This window comes from Nocardioides sp. Kera G14 (genome assembly GCF_020715565.1).
In the GTDB taxonomy this organism is placed as follows: domain Bacteria; phylum Actinomycetota; class Actinomycetes; order Propionibacteriales; family Nocardioidaceae; genus Nocardioides.
Map to the genome: position 1 here is coordinate 1,308,500 of NZ_CP085839.1, position 17,040 is coordinate 1,325,539.

Genomic DNA, 17,040 nt, shown 5'->3' on the forward strand with positions numbered 1-17,040 from the left:
GGTCAGGGGGTACCCCGCGGGTCGGTGGAGATACGGGCGACCCCCTCCGACCAGTCCAGATGGACGTGGGCCGCGTCGACCTCGAACGTGTGCCGCCCGAGCCACCGCATCGCCCGGTTGACCAGCCACGGCCCTTGGTCGGGATGTCGTCGGTAGCCGAGCAGTGCTCCGGGATGCCGCCGCCCGATGACGTACGCCGTCGCCTCCAGGTCGTCGTGCTCGAGCCGGACGTCCGTGACCGTGCCCAACGATGTGCCGTCGGCGTCGACGGCCTCCATCTGGAGCAGGTGCGAGAGCCGGTGAGGCGCGGGCAGCTTCTGCAGCACCTCCTCGCGCGGCACCCGGAGGTGGACCGCGCTGTCGATCTCGGCGACGAGGTCGAGTGGGATGCCCCACGGCTCGTCCCGGTCCGGCTGGGCCGGGGCCAGGAGGTGCCACTGCGTGGCGAGCCGGTCGGAGATCCGCGGCAGCCAGACCGCACCGCCGACGAGGAAGGCGGCCACCCGGAGCCGCTCGCCGGAGAAGGCCAGCTCGACGTCGTCGACCTTGCCGACGAGACGTCCCTCGCTGTCGATGATCTGGCGATCCATCAACCGCAGCGCCGCGTCGATCGGCCCGTGCACGGCGGTCATGAGCCCATCCTCGTCAGGATCATGAGTGGGATCGCCGCGACGGCGACGACGACCGTCACGACGAGGAAGAATGTGCCGAGCACGTTCACCCACGGCTTGTTGACGTGCTCACCGACGTAGTCCTTGTCGTTGGCGACGACGAGGATCGGGAAGTAGGTCAGCGGCAGCGCGATCGCCGAGAAGATCACCGAGATCTCCGTGACCATGATCGGGTCGACGGCGGTCATCAGGACGGCGACCGCGAGGAGGGTCGAGCCGAGGATGACCCAGTGGAACAGCGCGGCCTCGCGCGGCTTGACGTACTTGCCCCACTGGGCCCCGACGTACTGCCCGATGCTGTAGCCGACGCTCAGCCCCGTCTCGCACGCGGCACCGAAGGTGGCGGCCACGAAGCCGACGATCACGACGGCGAGGCCGAGCGAGCCGAGCGCGTGCTCGACCGGCTGACTCACCTGGTCGAGGGAGTCGATCTGCATGCCCGGCAGCACCAGCCAGGTCGTGGCCGCGATCGCAACGGACAGCAGCCCGCCCAAGGGGAAGCCGATCAGCACGTTGGCCCGCATCACTCCGAGGTCTTTGGCGCTCCACTTCTCCTCCACGCCGCCGGAGGAGAAGAAGAAGACCTCGTACGGCGTCATCGCCGCGCCCAGCAGCGCCACCGCGTAGTACGCCCACGGCATCCACTGCTCACCCTCCGGCTTGTCGAGCGTGACGGCCTGGTGGCCCAGGCCGGCCCAGTCCGGGTGGAGCTGCCAGAGCGCGACGCCGAAGACGACCAGTGCGAGTCCCAGCAGGCCGAGGCCGTTCTCGATCACGCTGAACTTCGCCTTCAGGAGCAGCAGCCAGACCAGCAGTGCCACCAGCGGGATGACGAAGAGGTAGTTCACCGACGCCGCGAGCTCGATGGAGAGGGCGACGCCGCCGATCTCCGCGATGAAGGTCAACAGCGTGATGGCCGTCGAGGCGACGAGGTTGAGCAGCCCGATCCGCGGGCCGAGACGCTCACGGATGAGGTCGAAGACGGCGCGTCCGCTGACGGCCGCGATGCGCCCCGACATCTCCGCGAAGAGGCAGATGCCCAGGACGCCGAGGGCGGTGGACCAGATGAGCGAGGTGCCGAAGCGCGCACCCACCTCGGCGTTGGTGACGAGGTCGCCGATGTCGACGAACCCGCCGATCGCAGTGAGGATTCCCAGCGCGACCGAGAGGTAACGCTTCATCCCTCAGACCAGGGACGGCTCTGGCGCGGTGAGGTCGTCGAGTACGGCGTCGAGGAGCTTGCGCAGCCCCGGGTGTGTGACATGGCCCTCGGTCGCGACCTGCACGACCCGCTCCGCGAGCTCCCGGACCCGGATGTTGCGGTTGCGGGACCACCAGCGCAGCATCGCGAACGCGGCGTTGGCGTCGAGCCCGTAGGAGAGCATGAGCGCTCCCTTGGCCTGCTCGATCACGGCACGCGACTCGATCACTCCCGAGGCGATCGCGCCGGCGGAGAGGTCGGGCGTCAGGTCCAAGTAGTAGCCCTGCAGCTTGCGAGCGTCCTTGTCGCCGTTGATCGCCTCGCCGACCATCATCACGGTCCGCTCCTCTGTCGAGCCGTGGGTGATGATCCGGTAGTAGAGCGTGAACGGCTCACCGGTGGAGAGCGCGGAGATCAGTGTCGCTTGGACGCGCTCGCGATCCGACTCGTGCTTGTGCGAGAGCACCAGATCGGTGGTCGGGCTGACCTCGCCGTCCTCGTAGCCGTGGATCGCGTAGACCCCGGCGTCCCACGTCCAGCGCTCGGCCGCATGGTCATAGACGAAACGGCCGACTTGTCGAGAAGTGGGGAGACTCATGGAGGCTGCCTACCCACTTCTCGACAAGTTGAATCATGCGGCGTCGGCCAGCACCGAGACGTCGTCTCCGAGCGCGGTGCGCAGCGTTGCCATGATCCGCTGCAGCAGGCGGCAGACCTGAACCTGCGTGACGCCCAGGTCGTCCGCGATCTCCTGCTGCGAGCACCCGCGGTAGAACCGGAGCGCCAGGATTCGGCGGTCACGCGGCTTCAGCTCGCGGCAGGCTGCCGCCAGCAGGGCCACGGTCTCCGCCTGACGGAACCCGTCGTCGTCGTCGGCGAGGGTGTCAGCCGGCGTCGGGTGATCGGGCTCCGAGCCCCCGTCATCGAGGGAGACCGGCGCATAGCAGCCGCCGCAGTCGAGGGCCTGACGGACCTCGTCCTCGGTGCTGCCGATATGGCCGGCGATCTCTGCGGGCGTCGGGGTGCGCCCCAGCAACTGGGTGAGCTCATCGTGGGCGGGGAAGATCTCCGCCTGCAGCTCTTGCAGTCGGCGCGGGGGCCGCACGGTCCAGGCGACGCCGCGGAAGTGACGCTTCAGCTCGCCGAGCACCGTCGGAATGGCGAAGGCGAGGAAGTTGGAGCCCACTTCTGGGTCGAAGCCGTGTGCAGCCTTCGTGAGTGCGAGGTAGGCGACCTGCTCGAGGTCCTCCGGCGCCTCGCCGCGGTGCGAGTAGCGGCGGGAGAGTCGGCGAGCCAGCGGCAGGTGGATCCGCACCACCTCGTTGAGGATCTCCAGTCGCTCGGCGCCATCGGTTGCGGCCGCCTTCAGGAGGAGATCGTGGGTGACATCGTCGTTCGTGGTGCTGGTGGACTTGGAACTGTTGGACGTGGATACAGAGGTGAGCATGTGAGCCTCCCGAGAGGTCTTCGCTCTGTGTGGCGGGGGGTTGGGCCACGTCGTTGAAGCTTATCCAGTTTGCTCAAGCCCAAACCTGCTCGTTCAACTCAGCCAGACATCGAGCTGTTTGGAGGCGTCGACCAGGACGTCGTCGACCTCGCGTGGTGTCGGGCCTCCTGACACGACGATCGCCGGAGTTCGGTACGCCGACGCCAACTGCGCCACGTCGGGATCCCCGGTGACCACCAGCTCCGCTCCTGCAACGAGACTCGCGAGGTCGCGAAGGTCCGTCCGGCCGGCCAGGACGGCGCTGCCGGGAAGGCCGGCGAGCGCCCCGACCGCCATGGCCCTGGCGCGCTCGGTCTCACCGCCCGTGAGCACCACGTCGCGGTGGCGCCCGACGGCCCAGGCCACGGTCGCGAAGCGGGTCGCGGGCCAGCGCGCCTCAGGTGTCGTGGCGCCGACGTGCACGACGACCGGTCGTCCGCCGGAGCGGGGCCGCGGCGGCCACGGCTGGGCCAGCGCACCGTCGGACGGGTCGGTCGGGACGCCGAAGGCCTCCTCGACCAGCCGGCACCAGCGCTGGGCGTCGTGGCCGCGGGGGAGTTGCTGCGCGTCGTAGCCGACGATGCGCTCGGGTGAGAGCGCCTGCAGCGGTTCCTTGCTGCGCCAGGTCATCCCGTGCAGGTCGACGGCGACGTCGGGCGGTGCGCCCGTCCAGTCGATCGGACCGAGGCCAGCGGTGGGGATCAGTCGGTCCGCGACGCCGGAGAGCTCGACGAGGGCGTCGACCTCCTCCGGTGCCGCGAGCACGATCTCGTGATGGGGCAGGGCGCGACGCATCGCACGCATCGCCGGTACGGCCACGATCAGGTCACCGACGCCCCGGGCGCAGAGCACGAGTGCCCGGAGCCGCGGCCCCGCAGCACTCATCGGACCTCGCTGAGGGCTCCGGCGTTCAGACGCGTGTGCGTGAGGTGGTCGACTGCACCGAGGACGTCGTCCGTCGTGACACCGGTGAGGCGGGGGTCTCCGAGGAGGGCCGACGGCACGCCGTACGGCGTCCAGCGGCGGGGCGGCACGGTCGGTGCGACCAGCGAGACGACCGGCGTGCCGACGGCGGCCGCCAGGTGTCCGGCTGCGGTGTCGCCCGCGAGCACGACGTCCGCCTCCGCCATCACGCGCGCGAGATCGGCGACGTCGGTGTGGCCACCGAGATCGCGTGCGGAGCCGTCGGCGATCCGGGCCGTGCTGCGCGCCTCGTCGGGACCACCCGTGACGACGACCTGGTGCCCCGCCTCGGAGAGCTCCTCGCGCAGTTGCCGGAACCGTGCCACCGGCCAGCCCTGCGCGTCGGAGTCCACGCCGGGATGCAGCACGACGAAGTTGCCCGGCGGCAACAGCTCGGGCCGTCGCGGCGGGAGCGTGAGCTCGGGCAGGTCGTCGGTGAGCTCACCGCCACAGGCGAGTGCCAGACGCAACGAGTCCTGGACCTCGTGGAGGTCCGTGTCGTGCGTGAGGCAGAGGTCGAGCAGCCCCGCGGCGTCATCGGAGCTGATGCCGCCGACCCACGGGATGTCGGCCTGGCTGAGCACCAGGGTCGTCGGCAGTGACGACTGGTGGAGCGACGTGAAGATGACCGCCTCGTCGAAATGACGGAGGCGGAGCTCTGCGGGCAGTGAGCCGACCTCCGGGAAGGCGATCTGGGGGTAGGCACGGGTGATCGGTGGCGTGGGTGCGATCCAGGGCGCCTCCCACGTGATGACCTCGTCGACCGACGGCAGCAACTCGGCCGCGGCCCGCGCCGACGGGCTGCAGACCAGGGCGAGGTGATCACAGGTGGCGCGCAGCGCATGGAGGGCACGCGAGGTCAACAGCAGGTCCCCCATGCTGTCGAGGCGCACGGCCACGCGGCGTGTAGTCATGGCCCGTGTCGTGCCCGATCGGCCCCGCTGTCATACGGGGAGCGCTACCGTGGCGAACATGACGACGCGCCCCCTTCCGGTCGGTACTCCGGCCCCGGGCTTCACGCTGCCGGCGCAGGACGGACACCCGTTGTCGCTCGCGACGCTCCTCGCCTCCGGGCCTGTCGTGCTCTTCTTCTACCCGGCCGCCGAGACTCCGGTGTGCACCAAGGAGGCCTGCCACTTCCGGGACCTGGCCGCTGACTTCACCGCCGCCGGAGTCCAGCGTCTCGGGATCAGCAAGGACTCCGTCCAGAAGCAGGCGGGCTTCGCGGCGCACCACGAGCTGGACTACCCGGTGCTCTCCGACCCGTCGGGCGCTGTGGCGGCGTCGTACGGCGTCAGGCCGGCGCTCTTCGGCAGGATCGGTCCGTTGCAGCGGACGACCTTCGCGATCGGCGCGGACGGCGTGATCAAGGCCGTGGTGCAGGGGATGCTCAAGGCCGAGATCCACGCCGATGAGGCTCTGGCGGCCCTCCGCCACTAGGGTGGAGGCATCGGCTCGCCCCGTCCCACCGCGAGTTGGACCCATGTCGACTCAGTCCATGGGTGAACCACACGGTTCCTTCGGTGGGTGAAACGCACAGAAACCTGGTTTCCCCTTGTCCTTCGACACCCTCGGCGTGCCCGCACGCCTCCTGACCATCCTCTCCGGGCTCGGCATCACCGAGCCCACGCCGATCCAGGCCGCGACGCTGCCCGATTCGCTCGCCGGTCGTGACGTCCTCGGCCGTGGCCGCACCGGCTCCGGCAAGACCTACGCCTTCCTCCTCCCCGTGGTCGCCCGCCTCGAGGGCGGCCGCGCCAAGCCCAAGGCCCCGCGCGCGCTGATCATGGCCCCGACGCGTGAGCTCGTCGGCCAGATCGACGCCGCGCTCGCCCCGCTGGCCGCCGCTGCCGGCCTCTCGACCCGCACGATCTTCGGCGGCGTGGGCCAGGGACCGCAGGTGGACGCGCTGCGCAAGGGCGTCGACATCGTCGTCGCCACCCCCGGTCGCCTCGAGGACCTGCTCCAGCAGGGCCACGTGACCCTCTCCGGCGTCGAGATCACCGTCCTCGACGAGGCCGACCACATGGCCGACCTCGGCTTCCTGCCGGCGGTCAAGCGCATCCTCGCGAAGACCCCGACCGACTCGCAGCGCCTCTTCTTCTCCGCGACGCTGGACAACGGCATCAACGTGCTCGTCAAGCAGTTCCTCTCCAACCCGGTGACGCACGAGGCCGACTCGGCCCAGTCCCCGGTCGGGACGATGGACCACCACGTGCTGCACATCGAGCGTGACCACCGGCTGGCGATCCTCACCGACCTCGTCAGCGCGCCCGGCCGCACGGTCGTCTTCACCCGCACGAAGCACGGCGCCAAGGGCTTGGCCAAGCAACTCAACCGCAACGACGTCCCCGCCGTCGAACTGCACGGCAACCTCGGTCAGGGGGCCCGCACCCGCAACCTCGAGGCCTTCCACTCCGGTCGCGCGACCGTCCTCGTGGCCACTGACATCGCGGCCCGTGGCATCCACGTCGACGACGTCACCCTCGTCATCCACGCCGACCCGCCGTCGGAGCACAAGGCGTACCTGCACCGCTCGGGCCGAACCGCCCGCGCGGGCAAGGCGGGGACCGTCGTCACGCTGATGACGTCGGACCAGCGCAATGACGTACGCGACCTCACGAAGGCCGCTGGGATCAAGCCCACCACCACCCGCGTGGACGGTCTGCGTCACCCGATCCTGGCCGAGCTCGCCCCGGGGGAGCGCACGCGTCCCGGCGCACTCGTCTTCGAGGAGGTCCAGCAGCAGCGCACGACCGGCTCCTCGGCGCGTCGTCGTGCCCGCGTTGCTGCCGACCGCGCCTCGAACGGCGGCGCGAAGCCGGCGGCCAAGTCCGGCAAGCCGGCTGCCAAGAGCGGCGGCAGGCCCACCGGTCAGGGTGGCGGTAAGAGCGCCAGCGGCCAGGGCGGCCAGGGTGGCAACCGCTCGCGGGGCCGCTCCCGATCCGCCTCCGGCAGCAGCGGTGGCAGCTCACACAGCGCCGCGTCGTTCAGCGGCCGCCGCTGATCCGTCGGCTCTTCACCCGCGTCTGGTTTGCTGGTCCCATGGCCAGCAAGAAGAAGCTCAAGTCGCAGGTGAAGCAGGCCGAGGAGAAGGCCGCCAGGTGGAAGGACCGGGCCAAGAGTCTCGAGACGGAGACCCGCAAGGCCTCCAAGCAGCTCAGGAAGCTGACGAAGAAGCTCTCCGCCGGTACGTCGACGGCTGCTGAGGCCGTCGGCGACGCGATCGCCGAGGCCGGTGCCGAGGTCGTCCTCGACAGCCCGGAGGGTTCGGTCGAACAGGCCGCCACGCCTGACCTCGCCGAGGTCGGGATCTCCGCCGGCGGACCGGACGAGACCTGGACCCTCGCCGCTCTGCGCGCCGAGGCGAAGGAGCGCGGTGTCACCGGCTACAGCCGGAAGTCGAAGGCCGAACTGCTCGCGCTGCTCAGCTGAGGGACTCCGGACACGACGACGCCCGGGTCACGAGAGGTTCGTGACCCGGGCGTTCCGGTCTGCGACGAGTCAGACGTCGTAGTGGTCGCGCTCGGCGACGCTCTGCGTGCCGTCACGGTGGGTGACGGTCTCCGTCGTGCGGCCGCGGCGGCCGCGGTTGAGGGTAAGCGCCTGCAGCAGCAGGAGGACGACTCCGACGGCCGCAAGGATCCAGCCCACGGTGGTCAGCTCGATGCCGTTGATGTTGTCCTGGACCGCCAGGGCGAGGATCAGCCCCACAGCGATCAGGAATCCACCGAATCCGTAACCCATGATGTGCTCCTTTGCTCAGGTCGTCGGTGACGACGCAAAGGGAAGTTTCCGGCCGCATGCGATTGATACCTACTGGCCGGCAAAGGTTCAGGCGGTGCTGGCCCGCACCACGAGCTCCGTCGGCATCCGCAGGTGTCGCTCGACCCGCTCGCCGGCCAGCTGGGCGAGCAGCAGCTGGAGGGCGGCGCGTCCCATCTCGTGGAGCGGCTGCGAGATCGTGGTGAGCGGCGGAACGCCGTTGGCGGCCTCGGGGATGTTGTCGAAGCCGATCACGGAGAGGTCACCCGGCACGTCGAGCCCGAGGGAGTGGGCGACCTCGATCACCTTGAGCGCCGAGAGGTCGTTGGCGGCGAAGATCGCCGTGGGTCGCTGGTCGGCCGGCAGGCGGAGCAGCTCGTGCGCCGGCGCCTCAGCCGTATCGGGGCGATAACCACCGACCCGCATCAGGTCGGGATCGGCGGCCAGGCCCGCCTCGGTCAGGGCGGCCCGGTAACCGTCCTCACGCAGGCTCGCCGACCTCAGGTCCGGGCGACCGCCGAGGAAACCGATCCGGCGGTGGCCGAGGGAGAGCAGGTGCTCGGTCGCGAGCCTGGCGCCGTGGGCGTTGTCGGCGTCGACGGTCGCGGGGCCGTCGGGGCCGGTGTGCGGGTCGATCGCCACGACGGGGATACCGCCCTGGTCGGTGATGAGCATCGAGGGGGTGACGACTATCGCGCCGTCGATGAGGGTGTGGCCGAGCCGGGAGAGGGAGCGCCGCTCCCAGCCGCTGCGGCTGTGCACATCGGTGCTGCCGGCATGGGCCATCAGCTCGTAGCCCGTGCCCTCGAGACCTGAGGAGATGCCCTTGAGCAGTTCGGCGGAGTAGGGCTCGAACTCGGCGACCAGGACGCCGATGACGCCGGTGCGCTTGCGACGCAGGCTCGAGGCGATGAGCGAGGACTCGTAGCCGAGCTCGTCGATGACGGCGAGCACGCGCTCGTTGGTCGCCGGGCTCACGCCGTACCGCTCGTTGATCACCTTCGACACGGTCGCGACGGAGACCCCGGCGGCGCGCGCGACGTCGGAGATGGTCACCCTTCCGGAGCGACTGCGCTCGCCCGACGTGCTCGTCATGGGGGGACCGTAGCGGATCCCGCCACCCCATGGCGCGTTGGATCGCGCCAATGGAAAACGTTATCGATAACGATTGACATCGAATGCGGGATGGACCACTCTCTGACCGAGCTTGTGGCCTACGTCACAGCGTGCGAATCCCGGGTCCGACCCACCAACGAGAGGTAATTTCAATGAAGAAGTTCCGCACTGCGGCGCTTGCTGCGATGTGCGTCGGTGCCTTGTTCACCGCGTCAGCGTGTGGCAGCAGCGACGATTCCTCCGCCGAGGGTGGCAAGACCACCCTGACGCTGTGGACCAACTCGACGACCGGTCCCGGCGTGCAGTACTTCAAGGACGCCGCTGCGGCGTACCACACGGCTCACCCCGACGTCACGATCAAGGTCCAGAGCGTCCAGAACGAGGACCTCGACGGCAAGCTGCAGAGCGCTCTCCAGGCGGGCAAGGGCACCGCCCCTGACCTCTTCCTGCAGCGCGGCGGCGGCAAGCTCCAGGCCATGGTCAACGCCCACCAGGTGCTCGACATCACCGACTCCATCTCCGACGACGCCAAGGCGAAGATCGCCGAGGGCACGTGGAACACCGAGAACGTCGACGACAAGACATACGCCATGCCGGTGTCCATCACGCCGGGCGGCTTCTGGTACAGCAAGGACGTCTTCCAGAAGGCCGGCATCACCACGCCGCCCACCACGATCGCCGAGATGCAGGACGCCGACAAGAAGCTCTCCGCCTCCGGTGTCGCGCCGATCGCCCTCGGTGGCAAGGACGCCTGGCCGGCCGCGCACTGGTACTTCTGGTTCGCGCTGCGCGACTGCAGCCAGCAGACCCTCAACGACACCGCCAAGAGCCTGAAGTTCGATGACGACTGCTGGACCAAGGCAGGTGAGGATCTCGAGGCCTTCGCCGCGACCAAGCCGTTCCAGGAGGGCTTCCTCAACACGCCCGCCCAGCAGGGCGCCAGCTCCTCGGCCGGTCTCGTCGCCAACCACAAGGCGGGCTCGGAGCTCATGGGCGCCTGGGACCCCGGCGTGATCGCGTCCCTGACGCCGGACCAGAAGCCGCTTGCGGACCTCGGCTTCTTCCCGTTCCCGGCCACCGACGGTGGCGAGGGTGACCCGGCCGCGATCATGGGTGGCGCTGACGGTTACTCCTGCTCGGCGTGGGCCCCGAAGGCGGAGTGCACCGACTTCCTGAACTTCCTCGCCACCGCGGACCAGCAGAAGGCCTACGCAGAAGCCTTCAACGCGATCCCGGTCAACCAGGATGCCCAGACGGCCGTCACGGACCCGTCCCTCAAGGCGGCGATGGACGCCGCGAACAACGCCCCGTACGTCTCCCTGTGGCTTGACACCCTCTACGGGCAGAACGTCGGCAACGCGCTCAACGGCGCAGTCGTCGACCTCCTCGCCGGCAAGGGCTCCCCGGAGGACATCATCAAGACCGTGGACCAGGCCGCGGCCAAGGGGTAATCGATCCATGAGTGCCACCCAGGGCGGCGCGAGAACCCTCCCGCGCCGCCGTGGGCTCGGGTGGGGCCAGCGCGCAGAGATCGCGCTGCTCTCCGGGCCCGCCATCCTCGTGTTCCTGACGTTCGTGATCCTTCCGGTGATCATGGCCGTCTATTACGGCTTCTACCGGTGGCAGGGCTACGGCCCGCCGACAGACTTCGTCTGGTTCCAGAACTACAAGGTCATCCTGACCGACCCCGACTTCCGCAGCGCCGTATGGCACAACGCCGAGATCGTGATCCTGTCACTGCTCATCCAGGGGCCGATCGCGATCCTGCTCGCGCTGCTGCTCAACCGGAAGATCCGCGGCCGCTCACTCATCCGCGTCCTGGTCTTCGTCCCGTGGGTCGTCTCCGAGGTGATCGCCGGCACCGGGTGGAGCCTGATGCTCCCCGTGCAGGGCGCGATCAACCACCTGCTCACGGGCCTGCATGTCTTCGGCCATGTGCACATCGACTGGATGGGCAACACGCACCTCGCGATCTGGACGCTGATGGGCATCCTGACGTGGAAGTACATCGGCTTCGCGGTCATCCTGTTGATGGCGGGCCTGCAGAACATCCCCGAGGAGCTCTACGAGGCCGCCTCGATCGACGGTGCCACCTACTGGCAGCAGCAGCGGCGGATCACCCTGCCGCTGCTCGGACCGACCATCCGGATCTGGATGTTCCTCTCGATCATCGGCGCCCTGCAGCTCTTCGACCTCGTCTACATCATCTGGGGCCAGTACAACACCAGCGTCGCGGGCGTCTCGACCATGGCGACGTACATGTACCAGAACGGCAAGCTCGCCGGTAACTACGGCTACGGCAACGCGGTCGCGGTGACGCTCTTCGTCATCTCCCTCATCGTCGCGGTCGCCTACCAGCGCCTCATCCTCCGTCGCGACATGTCCGACGGCACCACAGAAGGAAGGAAGGCGCGATGAGCACGCTCGTCCTCGACACGCCTGCCGACGTCCCCGCCCACGGCGGTCCGAACCGACGCCGCAGGAAGGGGGAGAGGCTCGCGTGGGGAAGCCCCACGACGTACTTCGTCGCCCTCGTCGTCGTGGCGCTCACATTGGCGCCCGTGGTCTACATCGTCCTCGGCGGCTTCCGGGACAACTCGCAGATCACGGTCCGTCCGGCCGGCCTACCGAGTCCGTGGCGGCTCTCCAACTACGGCGACGTCCTGAGCAGCTCGACGTTCTGGACCGAGTTCGTGAACTCGACGATCGTGGCGGCGGCGACGACGGTCCTGGTCGCGGGCTTCGGAATCTCGGCGAGCTACGTGCTCGCCCGCTATCGGTTCCGCGGTCGAGGTGCGATGTTCGCGCTCTTCGCCTCGGGCCTGATGTTCCCGATCACCGTCGCCATCACGCCGCTGTTCCTGCTGCTCAAGGACCTGGGCCTGCTCGACTCCCGGCTCGGCGTGATCCTTCCGCAGGTCGGCTTCGCGCTGCCGACGACCATCATCATCCTGGTGCCGTTCCTCAAGGCCATCCCGCAGGAGATCGAGGAGGCGGCGGCCGTGGACGGCTGCAGCCGGCTCTCCTTCTTCGCCCGGATGGTGCTGCCACTGTCGCTGCCCGGCCTGTTGACGACGGGCATCCTGACCTTCGTCGCCAGCTGGAACAGCTACATGCTGCCGCTCTTCGTGCTGGCCGACCCGGGCAACTTCACCCTGCCGCTCGGCGTCCAGCAGTTCAGCTCCCAGTACTCGCAGGACACCGCCAAGGTGCTCGCCTTCACGTCGCTCTCGATGCTGCCGGCGCTGCTCTTCTTCACCCTCTTCGAGCGTCGCATCGTCGGTGGTCTCCAGGGAGCGGTGAAGGGATGACGTCGACACCACTCCGGGCGATGCCGCAGGTCTCGGACCGAGTCGCCGACCTGCTCGCGCGGATGACGCTCGAGGAGAAGCTCGCACAGATCGTCGGCTTCTGGGTCGACCACGGTGGCGAGGTCGTCGCACCGATGGCAGACGAGATGACATCGGGCCTGCCGACGAAGCTCACCGACGCCACCGTGAACGGACTCGGCCACTACACCCGTGTCTATGGCACCCGCCCGGTCGACCCGGCCGAGCGTGCTGCCTGGCTCGCCGCGGAGCAGCGCCGCCTCCGTACGTCGACCCGGCTCGGCATCCCCGCGCTGGTGCACGAGGAGTGCCTGACCGGCCTTGCCGCGTGGAAGGCGGCCGCCTTCCCGACGCCACTGGCCTGGGGTGCGACCTTCGACCCCGACGCGGTCGAGGAGATGGCCCACCTCATCGGCTCCGACATGCGCGCGCTCGGCATCCACCAGGGGCTCGCCCCGGTGCTCGACGTGATCCGGGACCCGCGGTGGGGTCGAACCGAGGAGGCCATCGCGGAGGACCCGTACGTCGTCGGCACGATCGGGACGGCGTACGTCCGCGGGCTGCAGGCGGGCGGGGTGCACGCCACGCTGAAGCACTTCGTCGGCTACTCCGGCTCGCGCGCCGGGCGCAACCACGCCCCGGTCTCCGCCGGCCCGCGGGAGCTCGCCGACGTCTTCCTGCCGCCGTTCGAGATGGCACTCCTCGACGGTGGCGCGCGCTCGGTGATGAACTCCTACACCGACATCGACGGCATCCCCGTCGCCTCGCACACCGAGCTCCTCACCGGCCTGCTGAGGGAGAAGTGGGGCTTCGACGGCGTCGTCGTCGCGGACTACTTCGCCGTGGCGTTCCTCGCCGTCATGCACGCCATCGCCGCCGACCGCGGCGAGGCGGCGGCCCTCGCGCTGGAGGCCGGCATCGATATCGAGCTGCCCACGGGTGACGCGTACCTCGCGCCGCTCGCCGCTCTGGTCCGGGCCGGCACGGTCGACGAGTCGCTCATCGACCGGGCGGTGTCGCGGGCGCTCAGCCAGAAGGAGGAGCTCGGGCTGCTCGACGGCGTCGACTTCGAGGCGCCGGAGTCGATCGACCTCGACAGCCCGACGCACCGCGAGCTCGCCCGGCGCCTCGCCGAGGAGTCCGTGGTGCTGCTCTCCAACAACGGCGTCCTGCCGCTACGGACCGGCCACGGCGACGCGCCCTCACGCGTCGCCGTGATCGGCCCGAACGCCGACCGGGCCGAGGCCCTGATGGGCTGCTACTCCTTCGCCAACCACGTGCTCGTGCACACGCCCGACGTCCCGCTCGGCATCGAGGTGCCGACGATCGCCGAGGCGCTGCGCACAGAGCTCGGCGCCCAGCTCGACGCCGAGATCGTCGTGGAACGCGGGTGTGACGTGGAGAGCGAGGACCGCTCCGGCTTCTCGGCCGCGGTGGCTGCGGCGAGCTCGTCCGACGTGGCGATCCTCGTGATGGGCGACCAGGCCGGTCTCTTCGGCCGCGGCACCGTGGGCGAGGGCAACGACGCGGAGTCGCTCGACCTCCCGGGCGTGCAGCGTGAGCTGGTCGAGGCCGTGGTCGCCACCGGCACCCCGGTCGTCCTCGTGCTCGTCACCGGCCGCCCGTACGTCGTCGGGTGGGCGCTCGACGGAGCCGACGTTCCGGCCGCGGTCGTCCAGTCGTTCTTCCCCGGCGAGGAGGGTGGTCCGGCGATCGCCCGCGTGCTCTCGGGTGCGGTCAACCCGTCGGGCAGGCTCCCCGTCAGCCTGCCGCGGGCGTCGGGCGCCCAGCCCTACTCCTACGCCCAGCCGCTCCTCGGTGGACCGTCGGAGGTGACGAGCACGGATCCCACGCCGGTGCGCTCCTTCGGCTTCGGCCTGTCCTACACGTCCTTCGGGTACAGCGAGCTCACGGCGGCGCCCGAGGCTCCGACCGACGGCAGCGTCGAGATCTCGGTGCGGGTCACCAACCACGGCTCGGTCGCCGGCACCGACGTCGTACAGCTCTACGGACGTGACCTGCTCGCCTCAGTCGTCCGGCCCGTGGTCGAGCTGCTCGGCTACACCCGGGTGACGCTCGAGGCGGGGGAGTCCAAGGTCGTGCGGTTCACCGTGCCGACGCGGCGTTTCTCCTTCACCGACAGGGCTCTGGAGCGTGTGGTGGAGCCGGGCGACGTGGAGATCTGGGTCGCCGCCTCCGCCGGTGAGAAGGTCGACCGCGTCGTCGCCGAGGGCATCGCCGACACGTCGACGACGACCGACGACATCGACCCCCCGACGGCCCGCGTCGACCGGGTGCGGGTGCGACTGACCGGCGACGTCCACCGGGTCACCCAGTCCGACCCGCGCGTCGTCACTGCCGTGGTGGAGTCAGCTCCCACTCGGTGACCGACTCGAACCGCTCGCCGGGTCGCAGGACCGTGGACGGGAAGTCCGGGCGGTTCGGTGAGTCGGGGAAGTGCTGGGTCTCCAGGCACAGGCCGGCGCGCTTCACCAACGGTGCGCCGGCCTTGCCGAGGAACGAGCCGTCGAGGACGTTGCCGGAGTAGAACTGCACGCCGGGCTCGGTGGTGCGCACCGTCAGGCGACGGCCGCTGCAGGGGTCGTCGACGATCGCAGCGGTCTTCAGCTCGCCCGGGATGCCGAGCACCCAGGTGTGGTCGAACTCGATGTCGTCGCCGATCACGACGCCGTCCCGGAGGTCATAGGAGCCTGCGACCGGTACCGGGGAGTCGGCGAGGGGGATCGCGGTGTCGTCGACGGGGATCCACTCGTCGGCCGGGATCGTGATCACGTGGTCGGCGATAGTGCGCCGGGCGTCGCCGTGCAGGTTGACGTACGCATGGTTGGTCAGGTTGACCACGGTGGGCGCGTCCGTCACCGCGGCCAGGTGCTCTCGTACGACGGCACCCTCGACGCTCCACGTCGTCGTGACCTCCAGCCGGCCGGGAAAGCCCATGTCACCGTCATCCGAGACCAGTCGCAGGGTGGCACTCGTCGCGGTGTGCTCGAGAACCTCCCACTCGCGGCGGCCGAAGTGCTCGGGGCCGCCGTGCAGCGCGTTCGGCCCGTCGTTGACAGGCACCTGGTGGCGCACGCCGTCGAGGGTGAAGCGACCGGCGGCGATCCTGTTGGCGTATCGGCCGACCGTCGCACCCAGGAACGGGTGGTCATCCTCGTAGTCGGACGGGTCGTCGAAGCCGAGCATCACGTCGGCCCAGGTGCCGTCGCGGTCCGGGCACTCGAGGCTCTGCACCGTGGCTCCGTGGCTCAGCAGGCCGAGGCGCAGCTCATCGGTGGACAGCTGGAGGCGGGTCATGCGGGGCTCCTGAGGGCGAGGTAGGAGGCAGGGTCAGCGACCACCCGGCGTACGACGCTGCCGGCGGCACCGCGGACGGCGGCCTCCGTGCCGAGGCGGGAGACGACGATACGAGGCGCGGTGCCGTGGCGGCGCAGGGTGGTGCCGACCGAGGGGAGCAGCCACGTCGAGAGCTCGGCGAAGAGGCCGCCGAGGACGATGGCGCCGGGGTCGAGCAGGTTGGTCACCGACGCGATCGCGACACCGAGGTGCTCACCCGCCGCCGCGACGGCCTCGAGGGCGACGGTGTCGCCGGAGACGCAGCGGGCGTACAGCTCCTCGGGGGTGTCGACGCCGGCCGCGGCCAGGATCGCCTCCTGCCCGGCGAGGCGTTCGAGGCAGCCACGGCCGCCGCACGAGCACTCCGGGCCCTGCGCGTCGAGGACGAGGTGGCCGAGCTCGCCGGCGCGCCCGTGGGAGCCGCGGAAGAGCTCACCACCGAGCACGATGCCGGAACCGATGCCGATTTCGGCCGAGACGTGGACGAAATCGCGTCCGGCCTCGCCGGTCCAGAGCTCACCGAGCGCTGCGAGGTCTGCCTCGTTGTGCACCGTGGTGCCCAGCGGAGTGTCCGGGACGGCGGGCACAAGGGTCACGTCCGACCACCCCAGGTTCGGTGCCCGTACGACGCCCGCGGGCTCCACCACGCCGGGGACCGCGAGCGACGCGCCGGCCAACGGGAGGCCCTGCTCGCGGGCCGATTCGGCCGCCGCGGTCGCGAGCTCCGCCACCGCCGCCTGGACCTCCTCCGCGCTGCGCCTGCGGTTGTCGACGGTGACGACGTGGCGGTAGCGGACCGTGCCGGTGAGGTCGATCAGCATCGCAGCCAGGTAGTCCACGTTGATCTCGAGGCCCAGGCCAGCAAGGCCCTGCGGGCTGAGTGCGAGCGCCGTGCCGGGGCGCCCGCGGTCACCCGCGGACACCGTCGACGTCTCAGCGACGAGACGCGCAGCGAGGAGGTCTGCCACGAGTCCGGACACGGACGACTTCGTGAGGCCGGTCAGCACGGCGACCTGGGCCCGTGTGGCCGGGGTGTGGTCGGCGATCGCGCCGAGCACGAGGGCGAGGTTGCTCGCGCGCATCCCGGCATGCTGGACGGGCAACAGGGGTGTGCTCCGGGTCACCATGTGGGTATATTAGTCCAAAACCTGA

17 protein-coding genes are annotated in these 17,040 nt (G+C 70.0%); 7 read left to right on the forward strand and 10 right to left on the reverse strand.

Annotated features, from left to right (window positions below; all coding sequences use genetic code 11):
* Nucleotides 1-2 precede the first annotated feature (2 nt).
* From LH076_RS06500 to LH076_RS06525, 6 genes are all read right to left on the reverse strand, one after another.
* A complete protein-coding gene (locus LH076_RS06500) occupies nt 3-632 on the reverse strand; it encodes a hypothetical protein (protein WP_227783171.1) in 630 nt (209 codons plus the stop codon).
* Nucleotides 629-1,852: an NRAMP family divalent metal transporter gene (locus LH076_RS06505; protein ID WP_227783172.1), complete on the reverse strand. Its 1,224-nt coding sequence runs from the start codon at nt 1,850-1,852 to the stop codon at nt 629-631. Before LH076_RS06505 ends, LH076_RS06500 begins: the two co-directional genes overlap by 4 nt.
* A gap of 3 nt (nt 1,853-1,855) precedes the next feature.
* The gene (locus LH076_RS06510; protein ID WP_227783173.1) at nt 1,856-2,470 is read right to left on the reverse strand and encodes a PAS and ANTAR domain-containing protein; all 615 of its coding nucleotides are present in this window, start codon (nt 2,468-2,470) and stop codon (nt 1,856-1,858) included.
* Nucleotides 2,471-2,503: 33 nt separating this feature from the next.
* On the reverse strand, nt 2,504-3,319 hold the full coding sequence (locus LH076_RS06515; RefSeq protein WP_227783174.1) for a sigma-70 family RNA polymerase sigma factor: 816 nt from the start codon (nt 3,317-3,319) through the stop codon (nt 2,504-2,506).
* Nucleotides 3,320-3,412: 93 nt separating this feature from the next.
* Nucleotides 3,413-4,243: a glycosyltransferase family 9 protein gene (locus tag LH076_RS06520; RefSeq protein WP_227783175.1), complete on the reverse strand. Its 831-nt coding sequence runs from the start codon at nt 4,241-4,243 to the stop codon at nt 3,413-3,415.
* Nucleotides 4,240-5,235: a glycosyltransferase family 9 protein gene (locus LH076_RS06525; protein WP_227783176.1), complete on the reverse strand. Its 996-nt coding sequence runs from the start codon at nt 5,233-5,235 to the stop codon at nt 4,240-4,242. The genes LH076_RS06520 and LH076_RS06525 overlap by 4 nt, the downstream gene beginning before the upstream one ends.
* A 58-nt stretch (nt 5,236-5,293) precedes the next feature.
* Here LH076_RS06525 and LH076_RS06530 point away from each other — a divergent pair, with 58 nt between their 5' ends.
* The 3 genes from LH076_RS06530 (at nt 5,294) to LH076_RS06540 (ending at nt 7,756) form a co-directional block, all read left to right on the forward strand.
* The gene (locus LH076_RS06530; protein WP_227783177.1) at nt 5,294-5,761 is read left to right on the forward strand and encodes a peroxiredoxin; all 468 of its coding nucleotides are present in this window, start codon (nt 5,294-5,296) and stop codon (nt 5,759-5,761) included.
* Nucleotides 5,762-5,876: 115 nt separating this feature from the next.
* Entirely contained in the window at nt 5,877-7,328 is a 1,452-nt protein-coding gene (locus LH076_RS06535; RefSeq protein WP_227783178.1) for a DEAD/DEAH box helicase, read from the forward strand.
* 38 nt (nt 7,329-7,366) lie between these two features.
* The gene (locus LH076_RS06540; RefSeq protein ID WP_227783179.1) at nt 7,367-7,756 is read left to right on the forward strand and encodes a hypothetical protein; all 390 of its coding nucleotides are present in this window, start codon (nt 7,367-7,369) and stop codon (nt 7,754-7,756) included.
* A gap of 69 nt (nt 7,757-7,825) precedes the next feature.
* Here the strand turns inward: LH076_RS06540 and LH076_RS06545 are convergent, their stop codons facing one another.
* Nucleotides 7,826-8,068, reverse strand: a complete 243-nt coding sequence (locus tag LH076_RS06545; RefSeq protein ID WP_227783180.1) for a DUF6458 family protein — start codon at nt 8,066-8,068, stop codon at nt 7,826-7,828.
* A gap of 87 nt (nt 8,069-8,155) precedes the next feature.
* On the reverse strand, nt 8,156-9,181 hold the full coding sequence (locus LH076_RS06550; RefSeq protein ID WP_227783181.1) for a LacI family DNA-binding transcriptional regulator: 1,026 nt from the start codon (nt 9,179-9,181) through the stop codon (nt 8,156-8,158).
* Nucleotides 9,182-9,354: 173 nt separating this feature from the next.
* Here LH076_RS06550 and LH076_RS06555 point away from each other — a divergent pair, with 173 nt between their 5' ends.
* The 4 genes from LH076_RS06555 to LH076_RS06570 are packed head-to-tail and all read left to right on the forward strand — an operon-like array spanning nt 9,355 to nt 14,918.
* Nucleotides 9,355-10,653, forward strand: coding sequence for an ABC transporter substrate-binding protein (locus tag LH076_RS06555; protein ID WP_227783182.1), 1,299 nt, complete (start codon nt 9,355-9,357; stop codon nt 10,651-10,653).
* 7 nt (nt 10,654-10,660) lie between these two features.
* Complete coding sequence (locus LH076_RS06560) at nt 10,661-11,620, forward strand: carbohydrate ABC transporter permease (RefSeq protein ID WP_227783183.1); 960 nt, start codon at nt 10,661-10,663, stop codon at nt 11,618-11,620.
* Nucleotides 11,617-12,513 carry a carbohydrate ABC transporter permease gene (locus LH076_RS06565; RefSeq protein WP_227783184.1) on the forward strand — a complete coding sequence of 299 codons (897 nt, stop codon included), beginning with the start codon at nt 11,617-11,619 and terminating at the stop codon, nt 12,511-12,513. Before LH076_RS06560 ends, LH076_RS06565 begins: the two co-directional genes overlap by 4 nt.
* Nucleotides 12,510-14,918 carry a glycoside hydrolase family 3 N-terminal domain-containing protein gene (locus LH076_RS06570; protein ID WP_227783185.1) on the forward strand — a complete coding sequence of 803 codons (2,409 nt, stop codon included), beginning with the start codon at nt 12,510-12,512 and terminating at the stop codon, nt 14,916-14,918. Before LH076_RS06565 ends, LH076_RS06570 begins: the two co-directional genes overlap by 4 nt.
* On the opposite strand, the gene LH076_RS06575 is transcribed toward LH076_RS06570, so the two are convergent.
* Both LH076_RS06575 and LH076_RS06580 read right to left on the reverse strand, forming a co-directional pair.
* On the reverse strand, nt 14,884-15,849 hold the full coding sequence (locus tag LH076_RS06575; RefSeq protein WP_227783186.1) for an aldose epimerase family protein: 966 nt from the start codon (nt 15,847-15,849) through the stop codon (nt 14,884-14,886). The two genes, LH076_RS06570 and LH076_RS06575, sit on opposite strands and share 35 nt — an antisense overlap.
* Nucleotides 15,846-17,015 (reverse strand): ROK family transcriptional regulator, encoded by a 1,170-nt coding sequence (locus LH076_RS06580; RefSeq protein ID WP_227783187.1) that lies wholly within the window; start codon nt 17,013-17,015, stop codon nt 15,846-15,848. Before LH076_RS06580 ends, LH076_RS06575 begins: the two co-directional genes overlap by 4 nt.
* Nucleotides 17,016-17,040 lie beyond the last annotated feature (25 nt).

What these genes read in the sequence shown, in the direction of transcription:
- LH076_RS06500 (WP_227783171.1), bottom strand. Translation starts at nt 632, where the DNA reads ATGACCGCCGTGCACGGGCCGATCGACGCGGCGCTGCGGTTGATGGAT.
- LH076_RS06505 (WP_227783172.1), bottom strand. Translation starts at nt 1,852, where the DNA reads ATGAAGCGTTACCTCTCGGTCGCGCTGGGAATCCTCACTGCGATCGGC.
- LH076_RS06510 (WP_227783173.1), bottom strand. Translation starts at nt 2,470, where the DNA reads ATGAGTCTCCCCACTTCTCGACAAGTCGGCCGTTTCGTCTATGACCAT.
- LH076_RS06515 (WP_227783174.1), bottom strand. Translation starts at nt 3,319, where the DNA reads ATGCTCACCTCTGTATCCACGTCCAACAGTTCCAAGTCCACCAGCACC.
- LH076_RS06520 (WP_227783175.1), bottom strand. Translation starts at nt 4,243, where the DNA reads ATGAGTGCTGCGGGGCCGCGGCTCCGGGCACTCGTGCTCTGCGCCCGG.
- LH076_RS06525 (WP_227783176.1), bottom strand. Translation starts at nt 5,235, where the DNA reads ATGACTACACGCCGCGTGGCCGTGCGCCTCGACAGCATGGGGGACCTG.
- LH076_RS06530 (WP_227783177.1), top strand. Translation starts at nt 5,294, where the DNA reads ATGACGACGCGCCCCCTTCCGGTCGGTACTCCGGCCCCGGGCTTCACG.
- LH076_RS06540 (WP_227783179.1), top strand. Translation starts at nt 7,367, where the DNA reads ATGGCCAGCAAGAAGAAGCTCAAGTCGCAGGTGAAGCAGGCCGAGGAG.
- LH076_RS06545 (WP_227783180.1), bottom strand. Translation starts at nt 8,068, where the DNA reads ATGGGTTACGGATTCGGTGGATTCCTGATCGCTGTGGGGCTGATCCTC.
- LH076_RS06550 (WP_227783181.1), bottom strand. Translation starts at nt 9,181, where the DNA reads ATGACGAGCACGTCGGGCGAGCGCAGTCGCTCCGGAAGGGTGACCATC.
- LH076_RS06555 (WP_227783182.1), top strand. Translation starts at nt 9,355, where the DNA reads ATGAAGAAGTTCCGCACTGCGGCGCTTGCTGCGATGTGCGTCGGTGCC.
- LH076_RS06560 (WP_227783183.1), top strand. Translation starts at nt 10,661, where the DNA reads ATGAGTGCCACCCAGGGCGGCGCGAGAACCCTCCCGCGCCGCCGTGGG.
- LH076_RS06565 (WP_227783184.1), top strand. Translation starts at nt 11,617, where the DNA reads ATGAGCACGCTCGTCCTCGACACGCCTGCCGACGTCCCCGCCCACGGC.
- LH076_RS06570 (WP_227783185.1), top strand. Translation starts at nt 12,510, where the DNA reads ATGACGTCGACACCACTCCGGGCGATGCCGCAGGTCTCGGACCGAGTC.
- LH076_RS06575 (WP_227783186.1), bottom strand. Translation starts at nt 15,849, where the DNA reads ATGACCCGCCTCCAGCTGTCCACCGATGAGCTGCGCCTCGGCCTGCTG.
- LH076_RS06580 (WP_227783187.1), bottom strand. Translation starts at nt 17,015, where the DNA reads ATGGTGACCCGGAGCACACCCCTGTTGCCCGTCCAGCATGCCGGGATG.